The 22,014-nt window shown below is 63.5% G+C and carries 20 protein-coding genes; 9 read left to right on the forward strand and 11 right to left on the reverse strand.

The genetic code is table 11. The annotated features are described in order from the left end of the window. The first annotated feature begins 1 nt into the window (after window position 1). The 3 genes from GO707_RS02035 (at window position 2) to GO707_RS02045 (ending at window position 2,811) form a co-directional block, all read left to right on the forward strand. Window positions 2-1,045, forward strand: coding sequence for a Na/Pi cotransporter family protein (locus GO707_RS02035; protein ID WP_256156331.1), 1,044 nt, complete (start codon window positions 2-4; stop codon window positions 1,043-1,045). 186 nt (window positions 1,046-1,231) lie between these two features. After that, complete coding sequence (locus tag GO707_RS02040; protein ID WP_114538915.1) at window positions 1,232-1,963, forward strand: response regulator transcription factor; 732 nt, start codon at window positions 1,232-1,234, stop codon at window positions 1,961-1,963. Further along, a complete protein-coding gene (locus GO707_RS02045; protein ID WP_227069392.1) occupies window positions 1,960-2,811 on the forward strand; it encodes a sensor histidine kinase in 852 nt (283 codons plus the stop codon). Before GO707_RS02040 ends, GO707_RS02045 begins: the two co-directional genes overlap by 4 nt. 59 nt (window positions 2,812-2,870) lie before the next feature. On the opposite strand, the gene nrdG is transcribed toward GO707_RS02045, so the two are convergent. The 7 genes from nrdG to GO707_RS02080 all read right to left on the reverse strand — a co-directional run bounded on the left by nrdG (window position 2,871) and on the right by GO707_RS02080 (window position 12,174). Continuing rightward, complete coding sequence (gene nrdG, locus GO707_RS02050) at window positions 2,871-3,431, reverse strand: anaerobic ribonucleoside-triphosphate reductase activating protein (protein ID WP_232325508.1); 561 nt, start codon at window positions 3,429-3,431, stop codon at window positions 2,871-2,873. A 369-nt stretch (window positions 3,432-3,800) separates the two neighbouring features. Beyond that, window positions 3,801-4,673, reverse strand: a complete 873-nt coding sequence (locus GO707_RS02055) for a mechanosensitive ion channel family protein (protein ID WP_157011863.1) — start codon at window positions 4,671-4,673, stop codon at window positions 3,801-3,803. 72 nt (window positions 4,674-4,745) lie between these two features. Further along, window positions 4,746-6,662, reverse strand: a complete 1,917-nt coding sequence (gene pknB / locus GO707_RS02060) for a Stk1 family PASTA domain-containing Ser/Thr kinase (protein WP_114538917.1) — start codon at window positions 6,660-6,662, stop codon at window positions 4,746-4,748. Window positions 6,663-6,758: 96 nt separating this feature from the next. Beyond that, window positions 6,759-9,542 (reverse strand): FtsW/RodA/SpoVE family cell cycle protein, encoded by a 2,784-nt coding sequence (locus tag GO707_RS02065; RefSeq protein ID WP_114538918.1) that lies wholly within the window; start codon window positions 9,540-9,542, stop codon window positions 6,759-6,761. Next, window positions 9,539-10,855 carry a Stp1/IreP family PP2C-type Ser/Thr phosphatase gene (locus tag GO707_RS02070; RefSeq protein WP_198160981.1) on the reverse strand — a complete coding sequence of 439 codons (1,317 nt, stop codon included), beginning with the start codon at window positions 10,853-10,855 and terminating at the stop codon, window positions 9,539-9,541. Before GO707_RS02070 ends, GO707_RS02065 begins: the two co-directional genes overlap by 4 nt. Then, window positions 10,855-11,268: an FHA domain-containing protein gene (locus tag GO707_RS02075; protein WP_022741684.1), complete on the reverse strand. Its 414-nt coding sequence runs from the start codon at window positions 11,266-11,268 to the stop codon at window positions 10,855-10,857. The genes GO707_RS02070 and GO707_RS02075 overlap by 1 nt, the downstream gene beginning before the upstream one ends. 36 nt (window positions 11,269-11,304) lie before the next feature. Next, window positions 11,305-12,174 (reverse strand): FhaA domain-containing protein, encoded by an 870-nt coding sequence (locus GO707_RS02080; protein WP_114538919.1) that lies wholly within the window; start codon window positions 12,172-12,174, stop codon window positions 11,305-11,307. A gap of 263 nt (window positions 12,175-12,437) precedes the next feature. Here GO707_RS02080 and GO707_RS02085 point away from each other — a divergent pair, with 263 nt between their 5' ends. Then, a complete protein-coding gene (locus GO707_RS02085; protein WP_114538920.1) occupies window positions 12,438-14,090 on the forward strand; it encodes an ABC1 kinase family protein in 1,653 nt (550 codons plus the stop codon). A gap of 154 nt (window positions 14,091-14,244) precedes the next feature. On the opposite strand, the gene GO707_RS02090 is transcribed toward GO707_RS02085, so the two are convergent. Then, window positions 14,245-15,444 (reverse strand): Fic family protein, encoded by a 1,200-nt coding sequence (locus GO707_RS02090; protein WP_114538921.1) that lies wholly within the window; start codon window positions 15,442-15,444, stop codon window positions 14,245-14,247. A 393-nt stretch (window positions 15,445-15,837) separates the two neighbouring features. On the opposite strand from GO707_RS02090, the gene GO707_RS02095 reads away from it, so the two are divergent. From GO707_RS02095 to GO707_RS02115, 5 genes are all read left to right on the forward strand, one after another. Further along, entirely contained in the window at window positions 15,838-16,308 is a 471-nt protein-coding gene (locus GO707_RS02095; RefSeq protein WP_198160982.1) for a universal stress protein, read from the forward strand. 10 nt (window positions 16,309-16,318) lie between these two features. Then, on the forward strand, window positions 16,319-17,485 hold the full coding sequence (locus GO707_RS12545) for a hypothetical protein (RefSeq protein WP_157011867.1): 1,167 nt from the start codon (window positions 16,319-16,321) through the stop codon (window positions 17,483-17,485). Between the two features lie 49 nt (window positions 17,486-17,534). Further along, window positions 17,535-18,218 (forward strand): PspA/IM30 family protein, encoded by a 684-nt coding sequence (locus tag GO707_RS02105; protein ID WP_157011869.1) that lies wholly within the window; start codon window positions 17,535-17,537, stop codon window positions 18,216-18,218. A gap of 125 nt (window positions 18,219-18,343) precedes the next feature. Further along, on the forward strand, window positions 18,344-18,754 hold the full coding sequence (locus GO707_RS02110) for a helix-turn-helix domain-containing protein (protein ID WP_114539006.1): 411 nt from the start codon (window positions 18,344-18,346) through the stop codon (window positions 18,752-18,754). Continuing rightward, window positions 18,754-19,359 carry an AAA family ATPase gene (locus GO707_RS02115; protein ID WP_157011871.1) on the forward strand — a complete coding sequence of 202 codons (606 nt, stop codon included), beginning with the start codon at window positions 18,754-18,756 and terminating at the stop codon, window positions 19,357-19,359. The genes GO707_RS02110 and GO707_RS02115 overlap by 1 nt, the downstream gene beginning before the upstream one ends. A 10-nt stretch (window positions 19,360-19,369) precedes the next feature. Here GO707_RS02115 and GO707_RS02120 read toward each other — a convergent pair whose 3' ends face one another. The 3 genes from GO707_RS02120 to GO707_RS02130 all read right to left on the reverse strand — a co-directional run bounded on the left by GO707_RS02120 (window position 19,370) and on the right by GO707_RS02130 (window position 21,915). Continuing rightward, window positions 19,370-20,104, reverse strand: a complete 735-nt coding sequence (locus tag GO707_RS02120; protein WP_114538925.1) for an amino acid ABC transporter ATP-binding protein — start codon at window positions 20,102-20,104, stop codon at window positions 19,370-19,372. Between the two features lie 107 nt (window positions 20,105-20,211). After that, the gene (locus GO707_RS02125; protein ID WP_114538926.1) at window positions 20,212-21,009 is read right to left on the reverse strand and encodes an amino acid ABC transporter permease; all 798 of its coding nucleotides are present in this window, start codon (window positions 21,007-21,009) and stop codon (window positions 20,212-20,214) included. A 9-nt stretch (window positions 21,010-21,018) separates the two neighbouring features. Next, window positions 21,019-21,915, reverse strand: coding sequence for a transporter substrate-binding domain-containing protein (locus GO707_RS02130; RefSeq protein ID WP_114538927.1), 897 nt, complete (start codon window positions 21,913-21,915; stop codon window positions 21,019-21,021). Between the last annotated feature and the right edge of the window lie 99 nt (window positions 21,916-22,014).

Below are 22,014 nucleotides of genomic sequence, written 5' to 3' on the forward strand. Positions count from 1 at the left end.
GGTGGAAGAACTGCTGCAAATCGGGCTGGGACTGTTCGGCGGTTTGGCCCTGTTCCTGTACGGCATGAACCTCATGAGCAACAACTTGCAGGAGGCAGCTGGCGAGCGCATGCGCGCCATTCTGGCCGCCGTGACGAAGAACCCCTTCTTCGGCGTTCTGGCCGGTGCGCTGGCCACGGCGGTGCTGCAAAGCTCCAGCGCCACCACGGTCATGACCATCGGTTTTGTGGCTGCGGGCCTCATGGGGCTGCGCCAAGCCATTCCCATTATCATGGGCGCGAACATCGGCACCACCATCACGGCGCAGATCATCGCCTTCAAGCTGTCCGATTACGTGCTCGGTATCGTGCTTGTGGGCTTCCTCGTCATGCAGCTTGCCAAGCAGGGGCAGATGAAGTACGTCGGCACCGCCGTCTTCGGCTTCGGGCTTTTGTTCCTCGGCATCGACACCATGGGCGCTGTCATGAAGCCCTTGGCCGAGAACCCCGTGTTCACCGACATGATTGCCCAGGTGACGGGCGTGCCGGTGCTCGGCGTTCTGGTGGGCACCCTCATGACGCTCGTGGTGCAAAGCTCCAGCGCCACCATCGCCGTGCTGCAGAACTTCGCCGCCACGCCGGGCGTCGATGGAGCCAGCATCATCGGCCTGGAGGGCGCCATTCCCATCCTGCTCGGCGACAATTTGGGCACCACCATCACGGCGCTTCTCGCCGCCATCGGCCAGTCCCGCGACGCCAAGCGCGTGGCCCTGTCCCACTGCATCTTCAACCTGTCGGGCTGCCTGCTGTTCGTGTGGCTCATCGGCCCTGCCGCCGCGGTGGTGGCCGCCATCTCGCCGGCCGGCCCCGAAGTGGAGGTCATCGCCCGGCAGATTGCCAACGCGCACACGCTGTTCAACGTGACCATGACGGTGCTGTGGCTGCCGCTTGTGTCGGTGATGGTGAAGATCGTTATGGCGATTCTCCCCGAGAAGCCGCGCCGTCCCCGCGATTCTTTGGCGGACACGCTGGAGACGCCGCTGGCCCCCGACGCGGCGGCCGCCTAACCCCGCACCTCGCGATCGATGACACCGCCCCGCGCCGTCGGTCGCTTTCGCGTAGGTTTCCGGTTGCGCCGAGGCCGTGTGGGCTGTTCGGTTCGCCCCACGGCTCTCTGACGTCTCACCGCCCACCTCCGCGCTACGCGGCTGTTGCGCTACAATGGCCGCGCACCTGTTCCAGAAAGGATCCCCATGAGCAAAGCCCCGCTCATCTATTACGTGGAGGACGACGAGCACATTCGCGACCTGACGGCTTACGCGCTGCATCAGGCGGGCATGGAAGTGCGTGCGTTCCATGACGGCGACGGTCTCGTTGAGCGGTGTGCGGCCGAGCCGCCCGATGCGGTGCTGCTGGACATCATGCTGCCCGGAGACGACGGCCTCGTGCTGCTGCAGGCCCTGCGCGGCAATACGGCGACGGAGAATATGCCCATCATGATGCTCACGGCCAAAGGCACCGAGTTCGACAAAGTGGTGGGACTCGACGCCGGCGCCGATGACTATCTGGCAAAGCCCTTCGGCATGATGGAACTCATCTCGCGGGTGAACGCGCTGTTGCGCCGTGCGAATCGTCCGGCCCAAGGCGCCGCAGAAGAGATAGCGGAACCCAGTGACCTTATGGTCGTCGGCGCGATCAAGCTGTCGCCGTCCGCCCGTACGGTGATGGCGGACGGCCGTGAAGTCAACCTCACGCGCAAGGAGTTCGACCTTCTGCGCACGCTTATGGAGAATAAGGGCCGTGTGCTCACCCGCGAGCAGCTGCTCGAGCAGGTGTGGGGCGTAAGCTTCGTCGGCGAGACGCGCACGGTGGACATGCACGTGAAGACGCTTCGTCGCAAGCTGGCCGAAGCGGCCCCCGGCTCCGAAGAAGCCGTCGCCACCGTGCGCGGCGTGGGCTATCGATTGAAGAAGAGTGCCTCGTGAGTGCCGCTGATAAGTCCCGTTGCGGCGATGCTCGGGCGGCTGCGGCACCTGCGTCAGCGCCTACGCCGGGCGCTGACAAGCCGGCGCGATCGGCCTCGGCTCTCGCGCGCAACGAGGAGCTGGCCCGGGCCGAGAAGATGCGCCGCGAGTTCACGGCCAATGTCTCCCATGAAATGAAGACGCCCCTGCAAGTGATTTCCGGCTATGCCGAGCTGATGGCCAACGGTCTGGTGCCCCCCGAGGATGTGCCCCGGTTCGCCCAGCTCATTTATGAGGAATCCCAGGCCATGCGCGCGTTGATCGACGACGTGCTCATTTTGTCGCGTCTTGACGAGATGGCTCCCGGCGCCGACGAAGCCGAGGCGGTGGACCTGCGCGCCGTGGCCGAACGCGTCGTGGGACGTTTGACCAAGCTGGCCGCCGATGCCGATGTGGAGGTGCACCTCAAGGCGGAACCAGTTACTGTCCAGGGCAACGAGACCCTGCTCAAGCAGATGATCTACAACCTGGTGGAAAACGCCATCCGCTACAACCGCGAAGGCGGCCACGTGCTCGTGGAGGTGTGCGAGGAGGACGTCCCCGCCGGCGAAGGGCCGAGCGGCGAGGGGGGAGTCCGCATCGGCATCATCCGCGTGAACGACACCGGCGCGGGTATTCCCGCCGATAAGCTGGAGAAAATCTTCGAGCGCTTCTACCGCCTGGAGAAGAGCCGTTCCAAGGAGCTGGGCGGCACGGGGCTGGGCTTGGCCATCGTCAAACACGCCGCCCTCTACCACGGCGGCGAGGTGTTCGTGGAAAGCGAGGAAGATGTCGGTACTCGCTTTACGGTGCGTCTACCCATCGGCTGACAAAGATTTCCAGAAATAGTAAAAGTGCTTGCAAGGCTGAGCCTTTAGAGGCTCTTGCCTTACCAGTTAGAAGGTTTTTCCAGCGAGAACGAGGCGGGTTGCCATTCCACGACAGAGCCGGCACGTCGTGTGGCCGGCACGTCGATCAGGCGCTGGTTGGAGGAGCCGCACCACTTCAGCTCGAGGGACTTGCGCGATTCCACGAAGGGGCCGTCCACCAGCACGTCGATATGGTCGAGCAAGTTGGCGATGGCAGGATCCGTCCGCCCCGCAAGATCGTCGTAGAGGTAGCCCGTGTAGCACCAGATGCCGTAACCCTCGCGCTTCAGCGCGGCCGCCAGAGCCGCGCAGGCCTCCGGCTGCTCGAAGGGCTCGCCACCGGAGAGGGTCACGTCGTGCACGAGGCCGTTGGCGCGAATATCGGCCAGAAGGGCCGCCAGCGTCGTTTCGGTGCCGCCCTCGGCCGGCTGGCTTTCGGGGTTGTGGCAGCCGGGACAGTGGTGCGAGCACCCTTGGACGAACACGGCGTAGCGCAGGCCGGGGCCGTCCACGATGGAGTCGGGCACGGTGCCGTACAGCGAGATGGTGGTGTTTTCGAAGTCGTTTTCCATAGCCGCCATTGTAGCGCACTCCGGTCCATGCATCCGTCGGCTGCGTCTCTGTCATAAAGTTGGCATGACCGCTTCTTCAAGCTGCGATGGTGGGCAACGTTTGCCCAACAGCTTATGTTGCGGTGGATGTCAAGACTTTCCTGTCACCGGGTTTTGCGTATACTGGAGGTAAGTCCTGTTCCCGCCATATATTGCGATGGACCGACGTATTGTGACGAGGGAGCTCTAGAAGCGGTTGGAACGGAGATTCGCATCCGTTGATGCGAAAGCCGGGAGACCCGATGCGAGCACCCACCTTTTGAGGTGGGTTCATCCTCTGGCGTGGGGCAGGGCTATTTTTGTGCCCAAAAGCGCCATGAAGTTCTGCGCTACGCGAACTCAGTTGCTGGAGGCGCCTTCCTCGTCTTTCACGGGCACGAGCGAGCCGGTGGCGTCGGTAAGTTTCTGCCCGGTTAGGTCGCCCATGGCCTCTTCAATGAGATGGTTGTGCACGTAGGGGGCCACGGCGCGGATGGCGGCATCGGTGGCAGAGGAGGCCTTGGACGCCTCCGCGATAGTGAAGCTCAGCGAACCTTTGAATCCGTAGTCGCTGATGGATGAGAACGACACGCTGGGCCGCTTCTTCAGTTTGCTCACGCGGGCGATGGCCTTCTCGGCGGCGTCCTCAATGTGGTGGGCCGTGGCGGTGAGCCGCTCGCTGTTGGTGGTGACCACCAGGGGAATGGAAATCTCGTTCAAGGGGGATAGCTTGCAGACAGCCGTGGAGGTCATAAGCGAGTTGGGGATATTGGTGATGGTGCCCGAGCTGTCCTTGATGGAGGTGTAGCGCCAAGTGACGTCCTGCACGACGCCGGTGACGCCGGAAGGCCCCATGCGGATGTTGTCGCCGGGCTCCACCGTGCGCGACACGCTGACGGTCAGGCCGCCGATGAGGTTCGATAGCGTGTCTTGAAAGCCGAGGGACACCGCGATACCAACGACGCCAAGGCCGGTGATCATGGCCGAAATGTTCACGTTGAAGCACATGGAAAGCACGCAGCAGATGCCGATGACCCACACCACGATGCGCACCAAGTTGATGAAAATGGAGCTGGAGGGCAGAAGCGAGGTCTTGTTCAGCACCCGGCGCATAAAGGCCACGGTGATGCGGGCGACGACGAAGGTGATTGCGCAGATGATCACGACGCCGAGCATGGTATTGAACCAGTCGGCGTGGATGAACTTATCGAATATGTCGAGCAAATTGGGCATGGCCTCATTATAGAAGGGCGCCTCCATCCCGAAGGAGGAGGCGCCCGGTCTTCACGGTTTCGTTATCCGATCCTAGTTGGCGGAAGGCGTGGTCGTGCCGGTGTCGCCGCCCTGATTGCCGGGGTCGGTCGTGCCGCCGCTGCCGCTGCCGCCGCCCGTGCCCGGATCAGTGGTGCCGCCAGGGTTAGTGGTGCCCGGATCGGTGGTGCCGGGGTTCGACGGCTGGGCGGGTTCCGGTTCCGGTTCGGGCTCCGGCTCGGGGCCCTTCGAAATGGTGATCTGCACCGTGGCGCCGGGCTTCACCTTATCGTTCAGCGGATCCTGCTTCATGACGCGGCCCTCGCCCTGCTTGTCGCTGTACTCGCGGGCCTTCACATCGGCGCCGAATCCCTCGGACTGCAGCTTGTCGATGGCCTGCTCCTCGGTCATGCCAATGACGTTGGGCACCGTGGTCAGCTCGCTTCCGCGGGAGGTGACGACCTCGATGGTGGTGCCGGGCTTCACCGGGTCGCCGGCGGCGGGGCTTTGCGAAATGATCTTGCCCTCGGCGACATCTTCCGAGTATTTGCTCTCGGCTTCCACAACCTTAAGGCCGGCGTCCTCGGCCGCTTGGCGTGCATCATCCATGGTCATGTTCTTGAAGTTGGGCGCGTCCACGGTATCGGGCCCCACGGCAATGGTGAGGGTGATGGTCGCCCCCTTCTGCTGCTTGGTGCCGCCGGCCGGGTCTTGCTGCAGCACCGTGCCCTCGTCGACGGATTCGTCTTCCTTGGTCGTAATCTGCACCTGGAAGCCGGCCTGCTCCAGCGTGAAGGTGGCCTCCTGCTCGGTGTTGCCCACCACGCTGGGGACCTCAATGGGCTCGTCGGCAGGGGCCGCCGGCTTGAAGCCGCCCGTTACCGCGAACGCGATGCCGGCCACCAGCGCGATGGCCAGAATGGCGCAGAGGGCGATGATGACGGGTTTCTTGCTCTTCTTCGTGTTGGCATCGTGGAAGTTCGTCGCCTGGAAATTGCCCGTGGAGCTCGGCGACATGGCCGCCGTGCCGCCGGCAACCGTCGGCATAACCTGGGTGCTCGTCATGCCCGGCACCGCACCCGGCACCGCGCCCATCATGCGGGTCTGGGCCTCGGTGAACGACGAGCTCATCGCGCCAGCCGGCAGGGTGACGGGGCGTCCGGCCAGGTAGTCCATCAGCGCGATGCGCATGTCGTTAGCCGTGGCGAAGCGACGCGCCGGATCCTTCGAAAGGGCCACCATGATGATGTCCTCAAGGTCGGGATCGATGTTCGGGTTGATGGAAGAGGGGGCCGCCGGTTCGTCCTTCACCTGCTGCATGGCCACTGATACGGCGTCTGGACCGTCGAAGGGCAGCTTGCCCGTGGTGGCCTCGTACAGCACGATGCCCAGCGAGTAAATGTCGCTGGCGGCGGTGAGGTCCTTGCCCTGGGCCTGCTCCGGCGAGATGTAATGGGCGGTGCCCAGCACAGCGGAGGTTTTGTCGTTCACGGAGTTCTTCGCTCGGGCGATGCCGAAATCCATCACCTTCACGTTGCCGTCGGGCTGCACCATGATGTTCTGCGGCTTGATGTCGCGGTGGATGATGTCCTGGTTGTGGGCCACGGTGAGGGCCTGGCACACCTGGGAGCCGATTTCAGCGGCCTTGCGCTGGTTGATGGCGCCGCGCTGCTGAATGGCGGTCTTCAGGTCGGACCCGCGCACGAATTCCATGACGATGTAGTAGGTCTCGTCGTCCTGGCCCCAGTCGTACACGTTCACGATGTAGGGGCTCTGCAGATTCGCGGCAGCGGCGGCCTCCTGGCGGAAGCGCTGGGTGAAAGAGGGGTCGGCGGCGAATTGCGGCAGCATCACCTTCACGGCGACGACGCGGCCCAGCGTGCTGTCCTGGGCGCGGTACACCTCGGCCATGCCGCCGATGCCGATGCGGTCCTTTATCTCGTAACGGCCGCCAAAGACCTTGCCCGTCATTGTTCCCTGTCCGGTCACCTTGATACTCCTTAAAGTTCCATGTACGAGTGCGTTTGCGGTTTAAGTATGCGAACTCTGGTGAGTCTTGCCATTGTACTACAGCGCCCCCGTCACTTCGAGAGCCGTTTCCAGAACGTCGTGGGCGGCACTGGCGCCAGCCCCCGATTCGCCCTTCTCGATGACGACGGCCACCACGACCTTGGGGTCGGCAGCGGGGGCCATTCCCACGAACCAGCTGTCGTCGCTGCCATCGCCGCGCTCGTGGGTGCCGGTCTTGCCGGCCACGGCCACGTCGTCCAGTGCCGCCTTGCCGCCGGTGCCTTCGGTGACGACGCCCTTCATGATGTCGATCTCAGCGGCGGCGGTGTCGGCGTCCATGGCCTGCTTCAGCTTCACGGGAATGGGCGAGAAGCTGCGCTCGCCGTTGGCGTTGTAGATGCCGTCGACCAGGTAGGGCTGCATGATGGCGCCCTCGTTGGCGATGGCGGAACCCACCAGCGCCATTTGCAGCACAGTGGCCTGGGGGCCGGCGGGGCTCTCATGCTCGCCCACCGGCTCGCCGCAGGCGGCCCAGGCCGTCTCCCAGGTGGTCATTTCCTCGGGGTCGGGCATGAGGGACGTGGCCAGGGGAAGGTCGAAGGGGATAGCCTCGTTGAACCCGAAGCTTGTGGCCATCTGCACGAGCAAATCGCTGCCGAGCTGCACGCCCACCTGGCCGAACACCGTGTTCGACGAGTACCACAGGGCCTGCTCCAGGGTGATCTTGCCGTAGGAGCGTTTCTTCACGTTGGTCACCGGCGCGTTGCCGATGTCCATCTCGCCGGGGGAGTCGTACACCGTGTCCGCCGTGGCGATGTGGTTCTGCAGCGCGGCGGCCAGGGTCACCATCTTGAAGGTGGAGCCTGGCGCGTACAGCGCCTGGGTGGCGCGGTTGAACAGCTCGGAGGAGTCGCTGCCGCCGTCCGCAGCCGCCGTGAGCAGCTCCTCGTAATTGGCGGCGTCGAAGGTGGGGGAGGAGGCCAGGGCGTACACGGCGCCGGTCTCGGGGTTCAAGGCCACCACGGCGCCCACCTGCCCGGCCAGGGCGTCCTGGGCCGCCTGCTGAATGCGGGAATCGATGGAAAGCACGACGTCGTTGCCCTTGGTCTGGATGCCCGCGAGCGAGTTCACTACGTCGGTGAAGCTAGCGAAGTTCTGCTCGCCGCGCAGGGTGTCGTTGTAGGCGGCCTCGATGCCGGCGGTGCCGAAGCGCTGGGAAGTGTAGCCCACGATGTGCGCCGCCAGCTCGCCAGCCGGATACTCGCGCTTATAGGAGCCGTCCTCCTGGCGTACCGAGGTAGCGAGCACCGTGCCGTCGGCGGTAGAGATGGTGCCCCGTTCCATGCGCGCTTCCTTGGCGATGGTGTGGTTGTTCGACGGCATGCTCTGGTACTCCGGCGCCTTGATGACCATGAGGTAGGTGAGGTTCGCCACCAGTACCGCGAAGAGCACCGAGAAAACGATCATGGTGCCGGTGAGCCGCTTGCCCAAGGCCACGCGTCCCAGCACTGCGTCCGATCCGTGGGCGCCGATGGCCCCGGTCTGGCGCATTTCGGAATTCACGCCGGTGCCCTCGTCTCCGCAGCGCAGCAGGCAGCCGACGATGATGAAGCTGGCGATGAGCGACGAGCCGCCCTGGCTGATGAAGGGCAGCGTGATGCCGGTCAGCGGGATGAGGCGCGTGACGCCGCCGACGATGATGAAGGCCTGCAGCACGATGATGGAGGTGAGGCCCACGGCGGTGAACGAGCTGACGTCGGATTTCGCCCGGGCCGCTGTGACGATGCCGCGGATGGCGAAGCACAAATACAGCAGCAGCACACCGGCCGCGCCGAGCAGGCCCGTCTCCTCGGCGATGACCGGGAAGATGAAGTCGCTCTCGGCGACGGGGATGCCGCCCTCGGCTACGGGCTGACCGCCCATGCCCCGGCCGATACCGGTGCCGAACAGGTCGCCGTCGGCGATGGAATACAAGCTCTGCACCAGCTGGAAGCCGCCGCCCTGGGCCTCGGCGAAGGGGTCCTGCCAAATGGCGACGCGGGTCTGCACGTGGCCCATCATGCCGTAAAGGGCCACGGCCGCAATGGCCGCAAGCCCAATGGACACCACCAGGTAGAGCTTCTTCCCCGTGGCCACATACAGCATGATGACGAACACGGAAAACAGCACCAAGGCGAGGCCGAGGTCTTTCTCCAGCACGACGACGATGAAGGCGAGCGCCCACATGACGATGAGGGGCAGAAGGGTGGCGAGGCTCGGCAGCCACAGCGGCCCCACCTTCCACGTGAACACCGAGAGCATCTCGCGGTTGGCGGCCAGGTAGGCGGCGATGAAGAACACGATGAGAATCTTCGCCAGCTCGCCGGGCTGGAAGCTGAAGCTGCCGAAGCGCAGCCACAGCTGGCCGCCGCCGGATTCGTAGCCGATGACCGGCAACATGGGGGAAAGCAGCAGCAGAATGCCCACGATCATGAGCGTGTACTTGTAATTGGCGAGCTTGTCCAGGTTGCGCACGACGGCGAGCGTGGCGATCATGGCCGCGATGCCGATGAACAGCCACAGCAGCTGATTCACGGCCAAATCAGGCACAATACGGGTGACGAAGGCGATGCCGACGCCCGACAGCGCGAACGAGATAGGCAGGATGGCCGGGTCGGCCGCCGGGGCGAGCAAGCGCACGGCAATGTGGGCCACAAGGAATGCGGCGAAGATGCCGAGGGGCACGCCCAGGGTGTTGAAGGAGAGCTCCTGCCCGCCGGTGACCACCATCATGGCAAAAAGCACGATGACGATGGGCGAGGCGATGAGCAGAAGCATCAGCTCTATGTTGCGCCGGGTCATCGGTTGGTTCCTCCCGAGGTGCTCCCGGCCGTGCTGCCGCTTGCGCCAGCGTCGGGGTTGCCCGTGCCCTTGCCGGTCGTGCCGGAGCCGGCACCGGCCGGGGGTTCAGTGTCTTGCGAGTCCGTGCCACCCTGCTCGCCACCGGCCGCGCCGCCGCCAGCACCTTCCGTACCCTTCGCGGGTTCCTCAGGCTGGTTGGCCTCGGCTGCTGCCCGGGCCGCTTCCTCTTCGGCGGCCTTCCGGTCGGCGATCTCCTTCTCGTATTCCGCGACGAGGCTGTTGGCGGCTTCCAGGGAATCCACCTTGATGCCCTCCTCGCGCAGGCGGTTGGCAGTGCCCGGCTGCAAGTCGTCCAGAGCCACGTCGGTCACGCGGTCGAGGTGATTGAACGAGAATCCGAAAATGTCGCCGGGAACGCCCTGGTACACGGCGACCTTCCCATCCTGGGCCACCAAATAGGCGGCGTTGGACGCCAGGTAGTTGAACCCATAGGCGCAACCGGCGATGATGGCCACCAGCAAAAGCGCCAGCATGATAGCCGTCGCGCGGCTCTTGCGCGTCAGCTTGCGGCGGTGCTGCTCGGCCAGGCCCGTCACGTCCACGACGATGACAGTGACGTTGTCGTAGCCGCCCCGGCCCACGGCCTCGTTCACCAGCTGGGCCGCGCAGCGCTGGGGCTCGCTGTGGCTGGCGAGGATCTTGGCAATCTGGTCATCTTCCAACATCGTGGAAAGCCCGTCGGAGCACAGAAGCAGACGGTCGCCGGCTTCCGCGGTCAGCTCGAACAAGTCCGGCTGGGTGCGCGGGTCGCTGCCCAAGGCGCGGGTGATGACCGAGCGCTGGGGATGAACGCGGGCCTCGGCCTCAGTAATTTGCCCGGCCTCAATAAGGTCGGCCACAAGCGAGTGGTCGCGGGTGAGCTGCTGCATCTGCCCCTTATGCAAAAGGTAGGCGCGCGAGTCGCCCACCTGGGCGATGACGAGCTTGTCCTTCTCCAGCATAGCGGCGGTGCAGGTGCAGCCCATGCCGGCGCGGCCGACGCCCTCGCGGGCGGCGCGGATGATGGCGAGGTTCGCCTCTTCCACGGCCTGTCCCAAAGCCGAGGCATCGGGGTGCGCCGGCGCGCGGTCGCAGATGACGTCCACGGCGATTTCCGAGGCCACTTCCCCCGCGGCGTGGCCGCCCATGCCGTCGCACACCACGTACAGTGGCGGGGCAACGGCCAGCGAGTCCTCGTTGTGCTCGCGCACGCAGCCGACGTCGGTGCGACTGCCGAAAGTTGCGCCGCTCTTCTTGCGCTTTGCCCGGGCCATTATTGGTTCCTCACGCGGATGTCGACGTCGCCGATGGTGACGAGATCCTTGTTGCGCAGGGCCACCGGATCATGGACGGGGCGCCCGTTCACGGCCGTGCCGTTCTTCGAGCCCAGATCTTCCACGAAGAGGTTCTGGCCCATCAGCTGGAAACGGGCGTGGCGGCCGGACACGTAGCCGGCGCCGATGACGATGTCGGCGCCCGGCGAGCGGCCCACGATGACAGGCCCGTGCACGGCGATGGAGACGCCGCGCAGCTCTTTGGGGCCGCGCTCCACCGACACCGTCCAGCCGCGCTCCTTCTTGCGGGAGCCTTTGACCATGCCGATGCCGGTGCGCATGATGGCGAACAGAAACAGATAGAGCAGCGCCACGAACAACAGGCGCGCGATGAGCAGAACGAGATCGATCACCGATAGCCTCCTTTGGCTCGCTGAGGTGCGGGCGGGCTAGATGAGCTGAAACTCGAGGTTGGTGGTACCTACGATGATGCGGTCGGCGTCATGCAGCGCGGTGGATTTGATCTGGCGGCCGTTGACGAAGGTGCCGTTGGTGGAACCGAGGTCGGTGAGAATCCAGGCGCCGGACTCGTCCTGGCGGATTTCCGCGTGCACACGGGAGACGTTGATGTCGGGGATGACGATGTCGTTCTTCGACTCGCGCCCGATGGTCTCGGCCTGGCCGGGCAGCGTGAAGGCGCGGTCGTTGGTGATGTCATAGATATAAGCTTGGCGGGGCTCGTCGTCCTCGTAGTAGTCGTCTTCCACGTACTCGTCGACGGGCGCGGCTTGGTAGTCGTAGCCGCCGGCGGGTGCGGGGGCCGGCGCCGGGGTGGGTGCCGGCTGCTGGTAGCCGTAGCCAGCTTGCGGGGCGGCCGCGCGGGCCGGACCGCCGCCGGGGCGGATGCCGTAGCGGGCGTACTCTTCTTGGCGCAGCTGCTCAACCAAGGGGGAGGCCACCATTTCGGCAATGACGTCGAACTTGCCGTGGCGCAAATCGTCGTCGACGATGAAGCGCACGAGGGGCTGCCCGTCCATGACGAGGCCCTGCTCGGCGGCTTTGGCGGAAAGGTAGGTTTCGGTTTCGCCAGCCAGGGTGGGGTAGTAGCCCAGAAGGCGGCGGTCATCGTCGGCGTTGACGAGCACGGTATAAAGCGTGGGAGCGTACTGCTTGCCTGCGCCGACCATCTTCTCGCGGCGCATCTGCTTCTCGGCCTTCTTGGCAATCTGCACGGGAGACAGGGGCGCTGCGCCCATGCGATCGGCGGCGCCTTCCACGGTGTCTTCCATCTTGCCTTCGAATTTTGAGAGGAGTCCCATGTGCTTCTCCTTGTTCTTGCGTGTTTAAGCTGCGTTCTTCTTGCGTGGTTGCGCTGCGCTTTCGGTGCAGCGTTCAGTAGCACAGCAGCTTATTTTGCCATAAAACCTATGCACGCACCTCATCGACCAACCATTTTACTTAATTGCCACAGTGACAATTTTGTTCGATTGGCCGGGAAACAGCTTGATGCCAGGTGAATTGATGAGGAGATCGCTTCTCATTTCGCACGATACCATGGGCTTTCCAGAAAGGAGGAGCGCCCATGGCCACGTTCGAGGAGTTCATGAAGGTCGCCGAGATTTCCATCAAGGACAAGACCTCTCACAAGCGCATGAACGAGATTGTGCGCATCATGCGGCAGTACAAGGTGCTTCACGGGCTTACCCCCGAGCAGGCCGTGGAAGTACTGCAGGCGCTCGGCCCCACGTACGTGAAAATCGGCCAGCTGGCCTCGAACCGTTCCGATCTTCTGCCCAAGGCCTACTGCGACGCCTTCGAAAAACTGCGCGATGACGCGAATCCGATGCCGTTCGATGTGGTGATCGAGCAGATCGACCGCGCATACGGGAAGTCGTGGCACGAGGTGTTCGCCTCCATCGATCCGGTGCCTTTGGGTGCGGCCTCCATTGCTCAGGTGCACAAGGCGACGCTGCTCGACGGCACAACGGTGGCGGTAAAGGTGCGCCGGCCGGGTGTGGCCGAATCCATGGCCGAGGACATCATGCTCATGAAGCACTTGCTGGCCTTGGGCGAGTTCGCTTCCAATTCCCATCGCGACATCCTGCTGTCGCTCGAGGGCTTCATCGAGGAAATCGAGCGCACGACGGCCAGTGAGGTGGATTTCACCTCCGAGCTGCACAACCTCATGCGCTTCCACGACGAGCTGGCCGACGAAGAGGGGGTCACGTCCCCGGTGGCCTACCCGCAGTACTCGTGCGAGTCGGTGCTCGTCATGGAGTTCGTCCAGGGCACGGAAATTTCCCACACGCAAGCGTTGCGCGAGCAGGGGATCGACGTGAGCGCGCTGGCGCGACGCGTGTGCCAAAGCTACGTGACCCAGGTGCTCGACGACGGGTTCTTCCACGCCGACCCGCATCCCGGCAACATTCTTGTGCGCGATGGGGAAGTGGTGTGGATCGATTTGGGCATGGTGGGCACGCTGACGGTGTCGGAGCGCATGCTCGTGGGCAAGGTGTTCACGGCCGTGGCCACCGACAACGCCTACTTGCTGAAGGAGGCGGTGATGGGCCTCGTGCACGTGCTGGGGCCGGTGGACCACGGGGCGCTGCTGGAGGCGCTCTCGCGGCTGCTCGCCGAGTACAGCACGGCCGAGATGAAGGAGATCAACGTGGGCACCGTGCTCACCGAGGTCATCGAGGTGCTGCGCGGCCAGAACATGATGATGACCTCGTCGGTAACGATGCTCGCGCGCGGGTTCGTGACCATCGAGGGGGTCATTGCCCAGGTCGCGCCCGACATCAGCGTCATCGAGATCGTGTCGAAGCACGTCATCGCCCAGCAGGCCGACCCGAAGTTTTTGGCGACGCAGCTGATCGATCTCGCCACGACGAGCGCCGCTTCGGCCGAGGCCTTGGCGAAGCTGCCGACCCAGCTGTCGAACACGTTGGAGATGCTCGACCGCGGGCAGATCAAGGTGAACGGCGACATCGAGGTGTCCTCGCGCATCCTTGCCACCGCCTACGCCTCGGTGGGTCGCATATCGTTGGCGCTGCTGTCGGCGGGGTTGTTCCTGGGGTCGTCTATCCTGTGCACCACGGCTATGCAGCCGCAACTGCTCGGCGTGCCCCTGCTCGGCGTGCTGGGCTATGTCGGCGCCTTCGTGCTGGGTGCCTACACGGTGTTCCACATCCTGGTCTCCCGCCATCGCCTTCTCAACAACGAGGAGCCGCGGTAGGTGATGTTGGCGCGGTTCGAGGCAGTACGTGAGCCACCGCTTTTTAACTGAATCGGAAGAATGAGAGAGCATTGAGTTAAAAACAGGGGTCGAATTTAACTCAATTACTCCCGTTTTGCTCGTTGCTGTTAAAGCGTTAACTCGATAGAGCGCTTCAGCATCCTCTCAGAAGGAAGGCCTCCTCGTTGAGTTTGTAGAATACCTTTCGCCCTATCTTCTCCTCTTGCAAGAGGCCGAGTTTTCTCAGCTCGGACAGACGCTTATAAAGCGTCTGCCGGGAGAGCCGCTCAGCCTCACAAAGCTCTTTTGCGGTTACGCCGTCAAAGGTGAACAGCGTGGCGGTGATAAGCGATTCGACAAGGGTGCGCAGCGGTTCTGGGACAAGCACGGCCGAGCGATGGAGATACATATCCATCTGGCTTTTCTTTTCTGTGAGAGCATCGCGAAGATTGCACATCGCATTCACGCATATCTCTGAGAAAGCGATGACAAAAGGCGTGATATCGCCTCTATTGAGGGGATGCTCGCACCGAGAAAAGGCCTTATAGTATTTTTCAATCTCCTGCTTTACGGCGTGGGAGATGCCCAATCCCACGATAGGCTCGTATTGGCGGGAGATGAGATAGCTGCTAATGAAGCGATTTGTTCTTCCATTGCCATCGTAGAAAGGGTGTATGTAACCAAAAAGGAAGTGGAAAAGAGCAATGCGGAGAAGAGGCTCTCGTGACTCGTCGTTGAGGACGTCAAGAGCCTGATCCATCTCCTCTATGATTCTTGCCTCGGGCTCGATTCCGTCGTGGATGGGGATGCCTGCTTCGTTGATCACATGCACCATTTTAGTGCGAAAGTAGGTGCCATCGGGGACGTTGTGGGGATCCGAGATGCGAACCTCTGCCAGCACAAGGTCGTCGTAGACATCACGCACGTCGGCGCAGGTTCGAAGGGCGATGTCCGGTCGCGTCTGGAGGAGAGCATACTTTTGAACAATACCGAAAAAACGCCCACGGCGATCATTTTGCTTCAGGCGCTCGAGCACCTCGCCTATTTCGCGCCGCGTTGAGTGCACACCTTCTATTTCATTGGTCAGCACGATTTCGTCGATAAGGCAGCTGTCACGGTAGCTATCGAGGGCTCGCTGGGGAAGTGCGGCTTCCAGGCGAAGGATATCTTTGTCGATTTGAGCAGCTTCGAGCAGGGCTTCGTAGATTTCCGGAGCCATGTAGACAAAGGCGGGACTACCGGCGATAGATGTTTTGAGATGCCAGGTGCGCTCATCGTTGAATCGGCGATCGTATAGCTGATCCGCATCTTGCGCGGTGTCGTGAAAGGCCTTGCGGAGATCGAGATATGTCATAGCGCCTTCTTCTGAAGATACAGTCTGTATTGAGTTGAAATGGTAGCAGAATTTAACCGAATCGGAAGGTGCGAGAGAGAATTGAGTTAAAAATGAGAGTCGAAATTAACTCAACTTCCTCCGTTTCGTCCTTTGCTGCTAAAGCATTAACCGATAGCCGTTGAAGTTGGCGAGTGCAGTTGGAACCGCGGTAGGGATGCGTAACGTCGCGTCTACAGGTGGGCGGCGGCGGGGGAACGGAAAAGGCCCGTGGTAAAATGGCAGTGGCTCATTAGGATGAGCCGCAGGGTAAGCATTATCCGGCGATGCTAGAGCATGCGAGCTGCTTTCGGTTGCCGAGCTGCGGTTCGTAGGCGTCGTCGCTTGAGGTGCCGCGAGGGTAAGGAGGCCCCCATGTACAAGAAGATTCTCGTTCCCTACGACAAGTCCGACCCGGCGAAGAACGCGCTGGCCGCGGCGCTCGACCTGGCGGCCGGCGTGCCCGGTGCCCAGATCACCGTGCTGTCGGTGGTCGACTGGCACGACTTCAACGCCGAGACCTTCAAAATTGCCTCGCGCATGTCCGGCGTCATGGGCGACACCATGGACATGGACGTGATCTCCGAAGTGGAGAACGAGGCCATCAAGGCCGATATGGACGCCATTGCCGATAACATCGCGCCTCTGGTGGGCGACGCCGAGGGCATTGGCATCGCCGTGGTGAACGGCTCGCCGCACGACTCCATCACCGCTTACGCCGACGAGGGCGGCTACGACTGCATCGTTATGGGCCACCGCGGCCTTGGCGCCGTGCGCGGCATGCTCGGCAGCGTGTGCTACTCGGTTCTGCACAAGACCAACGTGCCCGTGCTCATCGTGAAATAGGCTCGCGGTCATGGGACGATCGGGCGGAGGCGGCGGCTTCTCGGGAGGCGGCGGCTTCGGCGGCGGCTTTGGAAGTAGCGGCGGCGGTTTCGGCGGCGGATTCTCTGGCGGCTCGGGGTCGGGCGGCCGCTCGGCCGGCCACGGTGGCTCTGGTTTCGGCGGGGGCTATCACGGCGGCGGCTACTATGGGGGAGGCTTCGGGGGCGGCAGCTTCTGGGGAGGCTTCCTTGGCGGCCTGATGGGCTCGAGCCGAGGTGGCGGTGGCGGCTCGGTGCCGCCGCAAATGTCCCCGCAGCCGAGCGGCCCGCAGCAGCCCGGATCGGGCGACGGCCCCGGCGGCAATGGCCCGCAACCCGGCTCCTCTCAGGGCAAGTCCTCCAACAGCGGATGCGGCACCGTGTTCGTCATCGTTGCGGCCGTGCTGCTCGTGCTGCTGCTGGTGGTGGCTCTCGGCGGCGGCAGCTGCACGGGCGCGAATGTGCCCGCATCCACGGTGGAGCGCACGGCCCTTCCTGCTGGATCCGTGAACGAGACCGGCTACTTCACCGACGAGGACGGCGACTGGATCCACGACCCGGCGAAGCTCGAACGCGGCTTGCGCCACTTCTACGAGGAAACGGGCGTGCAGCCCTACGTGTACATCCTGCCGAACGGGTCGGTGCGCTCCTACCAGGAGCTGCAGTCCATCGCTCAGGAGAAGTATGACGAGCTGTTCACCGATCAGGCCCATTTCGTGCTCGTGTTCTGCGACGACGGCAACGGGCGGTTCAACGCCGCCTACTGGGCCGGCGCGATGACGGGATCGGTGCTCGACGACGAGGCCATCAACATCTTCAAAGCCTACCTCAGCCAGAACTACGACGACATGAGCCTCACGGAAGAGGAGATCTTCTCCGACGCCTTTGCCGACACGGCCGACCGTATCATGACGGTGACGCCTTCGCCGCTGCCGATCATCGCGGTGTGCGCGGCGGTGATAATAGTGGCCGTCGTCGTGTTCCTCATCGTGCGCAACCGCCGTCTGGCGCAGCAGCGCGAGGCAGAGCGCATGCAGGAGATTCTGAACACGCCGCTGGAGTCGCTCGCCGACGCCGAGCTGGCGGATTTGGAAAAGAAGTACGCGCAGGCAGGCGCTTCGGACGCGCCGCCGGTGCAGCCGACGAAGCCGCGGCCTTAGGCGACGCAGCGGTATTCAACCCGGCCTTCGGGCCAGATAGGAGACTGACATGGGAATCCTCGATCGCTTCACCTCCATCGTGAAGGCGAATATCAACGAGCTTTTGGACAAGGCCGAAGACCCCGAGAAGATGGTCGACCAGTACCTGCGCGAGATGACCGAGTCGCTCGCCGAGGTGCGCGAAGCCACCGCCGGCGTCATGGCCGAGGAGAAGCGCTGCAAGAAGCTCGTTGATGAGAACATGGCCGAGATGACGAAGTACGAGGAGCTGGCCCGCAAGGCGCTCGCCGCTGGCAATGAGGCCGACGCTCGCGTGTTCCTTGCGAAGAAGCAAGAGCTGGCCGGGCGCGCCGAGGGGCTGACCGTGGCCTACGAGGGCGCGAAGGCCAACGCCGACAAGATGCGCCAGATGCACGACAAGCTGGTAGCCGACATCGAGGAATTGAACGCGCGGAAGGCTACCATCAAGGCGAAGGCCGCCGTGGCGAAAACTCAGTCCAAGGTGAACGAGATGACCTCGGCTGGCGACCGTGCCGAGGGTGCTCGCAGTGCCTTTGACCGCATGGAGGCCAAGGCCGACGAGATGCTCGACCGCGCCAATGCCGTGGCCGAGCTGTCCGAGCAGCCGGCCGACCCCACCGAGGACTTGGCGAAGAAGTACGCTGCCGCTGGCGCCGAAGCCGCCGTGGATGACGATCTGGCCCGCCTGAAAAAGGAGATGGGCCTGGAGTAGGCCGTTTCCTGCAAGGTGGAGGCGCGCGGCCTCTGCGGCGGGCGCCCGTGATGCCTGAGTAAAAGAATGGTTTCTCCTTGTGATATCATTGTGTTAACGCAATGATTAGTTTGAAGGAGGATGCCATGTTGTCAGTTGGGGAAAGTGCTCGACAGTTAGGGGTGAGTCCGTCTCGGGTGCGAGCGCTTATCAAGGAGGGACGTCTTCCTGCAGCGAAGAACGGCCGCGAGTGGATGATTCGGGAAGAGGACGTGCTGCAAAGGCTGATGGCCTCCCCTCGCGCGGGGAGGCCGCGCGTGGGTGTGGCCGACGCACTTGGGGAGCACTCGCAGGGATCGGCGGCCGCGGCTCGCGCAGAAGCCGTTGCTTGCGCGCACGATCTGTACGACGCATGTCGGCACGCGTTTGGGCACCTCCCCCCAACTGAGATGATGAAGGCGGCGCGGTGCCAGGAAGAGGCTTCCTTCTATATGGCCGTGTTCGACTTCTTTCTGCAGCAGCGCCAGCGGGAGCTGGTGAAGGAGGGCGTGTTCTGATGCAGCCCGTGTACGTGGTCTTCGCCGGCGTGAACGGGGCGGGGAAATCGACGTTCTATCGCACGGGTCTTTGGCGCACGGAGGACATGCCGCGCACCATGACGCGTGTGAACTCCGACGAGATCGTCGTGGCCCAGGGCGGTGATCCGGCCTCCAGCGCCGATCAGCTGCGTGCCGGGCGTGAGGCGGTCCGCCTCATAGAAGAGTGCCTCTCTCGCCGGCGCAGCTTCAACCAGGAAACGACGCTGACGGGTCACGCGGTGCTTCGCAATATGAGCCGGGCGCGGGAGGCTGGATACCGGGTGGTGCTGTACTACATCGGCGTCGATACGGCCGCAGTGGCCCTCGACCGCATTGCCCATCGGGTGGCCGTAGGCGGTCATGATATCGACGAGGGGGCGGTGCTACGTCGCTACCGAGCGTCCCTGGGGAACCTGTCGCGCGCTCTCGACCTATGCGACGAGGCGACGATTCTGGACAACACCGTCGAGTTCGTTGCCCTCGCTCGCTGGAGTGCCGGCGTTCTCTCATGGGTGGGCGACGTGGCTAAACATGGAGCCTGGTTCATGAACGCCGTGCGCGACAACGAGCTGTGGAGGGCGTAACCCCCTCTCCTCACATGCTCCATTCCAAAAGGCGGCTGAGGAAGCGGGTGAGCTCGGGGGTTTCGGGGTGGTCGAAAACGCGGGCGGCATCGCCGTACTCCAGAAGGCGGCCGCCGTAGAGGAAAGCGACGTGGTCGCAGGCGTGGCGGGCGAAGCCCATCTCGTGGGTGACGATGATGAAGCGCGTGCCGGCTTCGGCGAGGTCGCGCACGACGTCGAGCACTTCGGTGGTGAACTCTGGGTCTAGGGCGCTTGTGGGCTCGTCCAGCAGAAGAAGGCGCGGGCGGGCGGCGAGCGCACGGGCGATGGCGACGCGCTGCTTTTGGCCGCCGGACAGCTGGGCCGGGCGCTTTGCTAGCGAGTCTTCCAAACCGAGGCGCGCGAGCAGTTCGCGAGCGCGGTCATCAGCCTCATCGGAGCTCGCGCCATGAACCACCTGCAAGGGGAGGGCCACGTTCTCCAAAGCGGTCATGTGGTGGAACAGGCCGCCATCTTGGAAGACGAACCCCAGGGTAGCGCGGTAGGCGCGCAGGGAAGTCTCGTCGAAGGAGACGGGGGAGCCATCCACCGCCATGGCGCCGGACGTGGGTGTCTCCAGGCCGCCGATGATGCGCAGCAGGGTGGACTTCCCACCGCCGGAGGGGCCGATGATGGCGAGCGCCGACACCTCTTCGTCGAAGGTGATGTCGCGCAGGACTTCCACGCCGTCGAAAGATTTGCACAGGTGGTCCAAGCTAATGCGCATAGTCGACCTCCGGGAAGGGGAGGGGGCGCGTGCTCTCACTCAACATGCGGTGCGCGGCTGTGCCGAGAAAGCATCTATGGGATAAGAGGCGAGCGGCGGTGTCGGTTCTAATGCGCATAGTCGAGCCTCTTCTCGAAGTGGCGGCTTACCGCCATGATGGGCAGCGTGAGCACCAGATACAATGCGCCGAGCAGCAGAAACCCGCCGAAGAAGTTGTAGTTCGTGGCGGTGATCTCGCGCATGGTCTGGGTCAGCTCGATGACGGCGATGACTGACAGCAGCGACGAGTCCTTGATAATGGAGGCCACCTGCCCCGTAAGTGCCGGCAGCGTGCGCGCCACCAGCTGCGGCGCCACCACGTAGCGCAAGGTTTGGGCGCGGGTGAAGCCGACGGCCCGGGCCGCTTCCATCTGCCCCGCGTCCAGCGACAGCAGGCTGCCGCGCACGATTTCGGCGATGTAGGCGCCGGAGAACAGCGACAGGATGATGATGCCGGCGAGCACGCGGTTGTCAATGCCCCAGGCTGTGCCGATGATGTAGTAGAAGAAGTACACCTGCACGATGAGCGGCGTGCCGCGGATGATTTTCACGTAGAAGTCGCACAGGTAGCGCAGTGGCAGGAAGCGCGCGCCTTGGCCCGCGGCCACGAGCACGCCGAGCACAAGGCTCAGCACGAGGGATGCCGCTGAAATGCCCACGGTCATGCAGAAGCCGTCCCAGATGCGCACGCGGTACTGAGCCACGAAATCGAAGTTCAGCGAGATGCCCGCTGCGGCCAGCGATGCCCACACCACGGCGATCACGGCCACGCACACGGCCAGGTAGTTCAGGGCCGCCTTCGCCGGGCGCACGGGCGCACCTGCGGCGGCGGTGAAGGGACGAGTGATGGCGGTGAGGCGTTTCATGAGACTAGATTACTCGAAATCGAAGAACCATTTGAAACCGTACTGGTCGAAGGCCTTCTTTTCGTCCGCGAGGTACTTCTCGGTGAGGCGATCGAACTCGCCGTCGGTTTTCGACTGCGCGATGAAGGCGTTCAGCTGGTCCAAGAGCTCGGTGTTGCCCTTCTTCACAGCGATGCCCCATTCCTCGGCGTCTTGGAAGGGGATGAACACGGCCTCGGTGGTGTCGGGGTTCGCCTCGTGGTTGCGGTAGATGGTCAGCTGGTCGTAGAGGAAGCCGTCGGCCTTGCCCTGCACTACTTCAGTCACGCACGCGCTCTCGTCGGCCAGGCGCACGATTTCAGCGTTGGTCAGGTTCTTCGTGGCGTACACGTCCCCGGTGGAGCCGGTCTTCACGGCCACCTTCTTGCCCGGCTGGTTCAAGTCATCGATGGAGGCCACGCCGGAATCCGCGTTCGCCAGAATGGCCAGCTGGGCCATGGCGTAGGCGTCGGAGAAGTCCACGGACTGCTTGCGCTCGTCGGTGATGGTCATGGAGCTGATGACCAGATCGGCCTTGTCCGACTGCAGCGACGGGATAAGCCCGTCCCAAGCGGTGTTCTCTATCTGCACGTCGTAGCCGTAGGCAGCTCCGAAGTCGCGGATGAAGTCGACGGCCAGCCCCTCGGGGTTGCCGGCGTCGTCCTTCGTTTCGAAGGGCGGGTAGGCCAGTTCCATAGCCACGCGGAGGGTCTTTTCGCCGGTGGCGTTGCCGTCGGTGGCAGAGCTGTCGCTATCGGCGGCATTCGAGGTACAGCCGGCCAAGCAGCAGGCAAGAATGAATGTGATGACGCCGATAAGGGCCAGTACCCTATGCGGGATTCGGAATGGTGTTGGGACGGAGACGGAAAGGGAAAAGGCGCGCTCCATGAGTTCTCTCCTTCATGATAGAGGGCTGCGATCATGCTCTTTTTTCTGGCTCTTATGGTACGGTAGACGACTGTCAGATCGACAGGAAAATATGATCTG

The sequence above is a fragment of the Adlercreutzia rubneri genome (genome assembly GCF_009755265.1).
Taxonomy (GTDB): Bacteria; Actinomycetota; Coriobacteriia; order Coriobacteriales; family Eggerthellaceae; genus Adlercreutzia; species Adlercreutzia rubneri.

What these genes read in the sequence shown, in the direction of transcription:
- GO707_RS02085 (WP_114538920.1), top strand. Translation starts at nt 12,438, where the DNA reads ATGGCCACGTTCGAGGAGTTCATGAAGGTCGCCGAGATTTCCATCAAG.
- GO707_RS02090 (WP_114538921.1), bottom strand. Translation starts at nt 15,444, where the DNA reads ATGACATATCTCGATCTCCGCAAGGCCTTTCACGACACCGCGCAAGAT.
- GO707_RS02110 (WP_114539006.1), top strand. Translation starts at nt 18,344, where the DNA reads ATGTTGTCAGTTGGGGAAAGTGCTCGACAGTTAGGGGTGAGTCCGTCT.
- GO707_RS02055 (WP_157011863.1), bottom strand. Translation starts at nt 4,673, where the DNA reads ATGCCCAATTTGCTCGACATATTCGATAAGTTCATCCACGCCGACTGG.
- nrdG (WP_232325508.1), bottom strand. Translation starts at nt 3,431, where the DNA reads ATGGCGGCTATGGAAAACGACTTCGAAAACACCACCATCTCGCTGTAC.
- GO707_RS02040 (WP_114538915.1), top strand. Translation starts at nt 1,232, where the DNA reads ATGAGCAAAGCCCCGCTCATCTATTACGTGGAGGACGACGAGCACATT.
- GO707_RS02130 (WP_114538927.1), bottom strand. Translation starts at nt 21,915, where the DNA reads ATGGAGCGCGCCTTTTCCCTTTCCGTCTCCGTCCCAACACCATTCCGA.
- GO707_RS02120 (WP_114538925.1), bottom strand. Translation starts at nt 20,104, where the DNA reads ATGCGCATTAGCTTGGACCACCTGTGCAAATCTTTCGACGGCGTGGAA.
- GO707_RS12545 (WP_157011867.1), top strand. Translation starts at nt 16,319, where the DNA reads ATGGGACGATCGGGCGGAGGCGGCGGCTTCTCGGGAGGCGGCGGCTTC.
- GO707_RS02115 (WP_157011871.1), top strand. Translation starts at nt 18,754, where the DNA reads ATGCAGCCCGTGTACGTGGTCTTCGCCGGCGTGAACGGGGCGGGGAAA.
- GO707_RS02125 (WP_114538926.1), bottom strand. Translation starts at nt 21,009, where the DNA reads ATGAAACGCCTCACCGCCATCACTCGTCCCTTCACCGCCGCCGCAGGT.
- GO707_RS02070 (WP_198160981.1), bottom strand. Translation starts at nt 10,855, where the DNA reads ATGGCCCGGGCAAAGCGCAAGAAGAGCGGCGCAACTTTCGGCAGTCGC.
- GO707_RS02065 (WP_114538918.1), bottom strand. Translation starts at nt 9,542, where the DNA reads ATGACCCGGCGCAACATAGAGCTGATGCTTCTGCTCATCGCCTCGCCC.
- GO707_RS02105 (WP_157011869.1), top strand. Translation starts at nt 17,535, where the DNA reads ATGGGAATCCTCGATCGCTTCACCTCCATCGTGAAGGCGAATATCAAC.
- GO707_RS02095 (WP_198160982.1), top strand. Translation starts at nt 15,838, where the DNA reads ATGTACAAGAAGATTCTCGTTCCCTACGACAAGTCCGACCCGGCGAAG.
- pknB (WP_114538917.1), bottom strand. Translation starts at nt 6,662, where the DNA reads ATGACGGGCAAGGTCTTTGGCGGCCGTTACGAGATAAAGGACCGCATC.
- GO707_RS02080 (WP_114538919.1), bottom strand. Translation starts at nt 12,174, where the DNA reads ATGGGACTCCTCTCAAAATTCGAAGGCAAGATGGAAGACACCGTGGAA.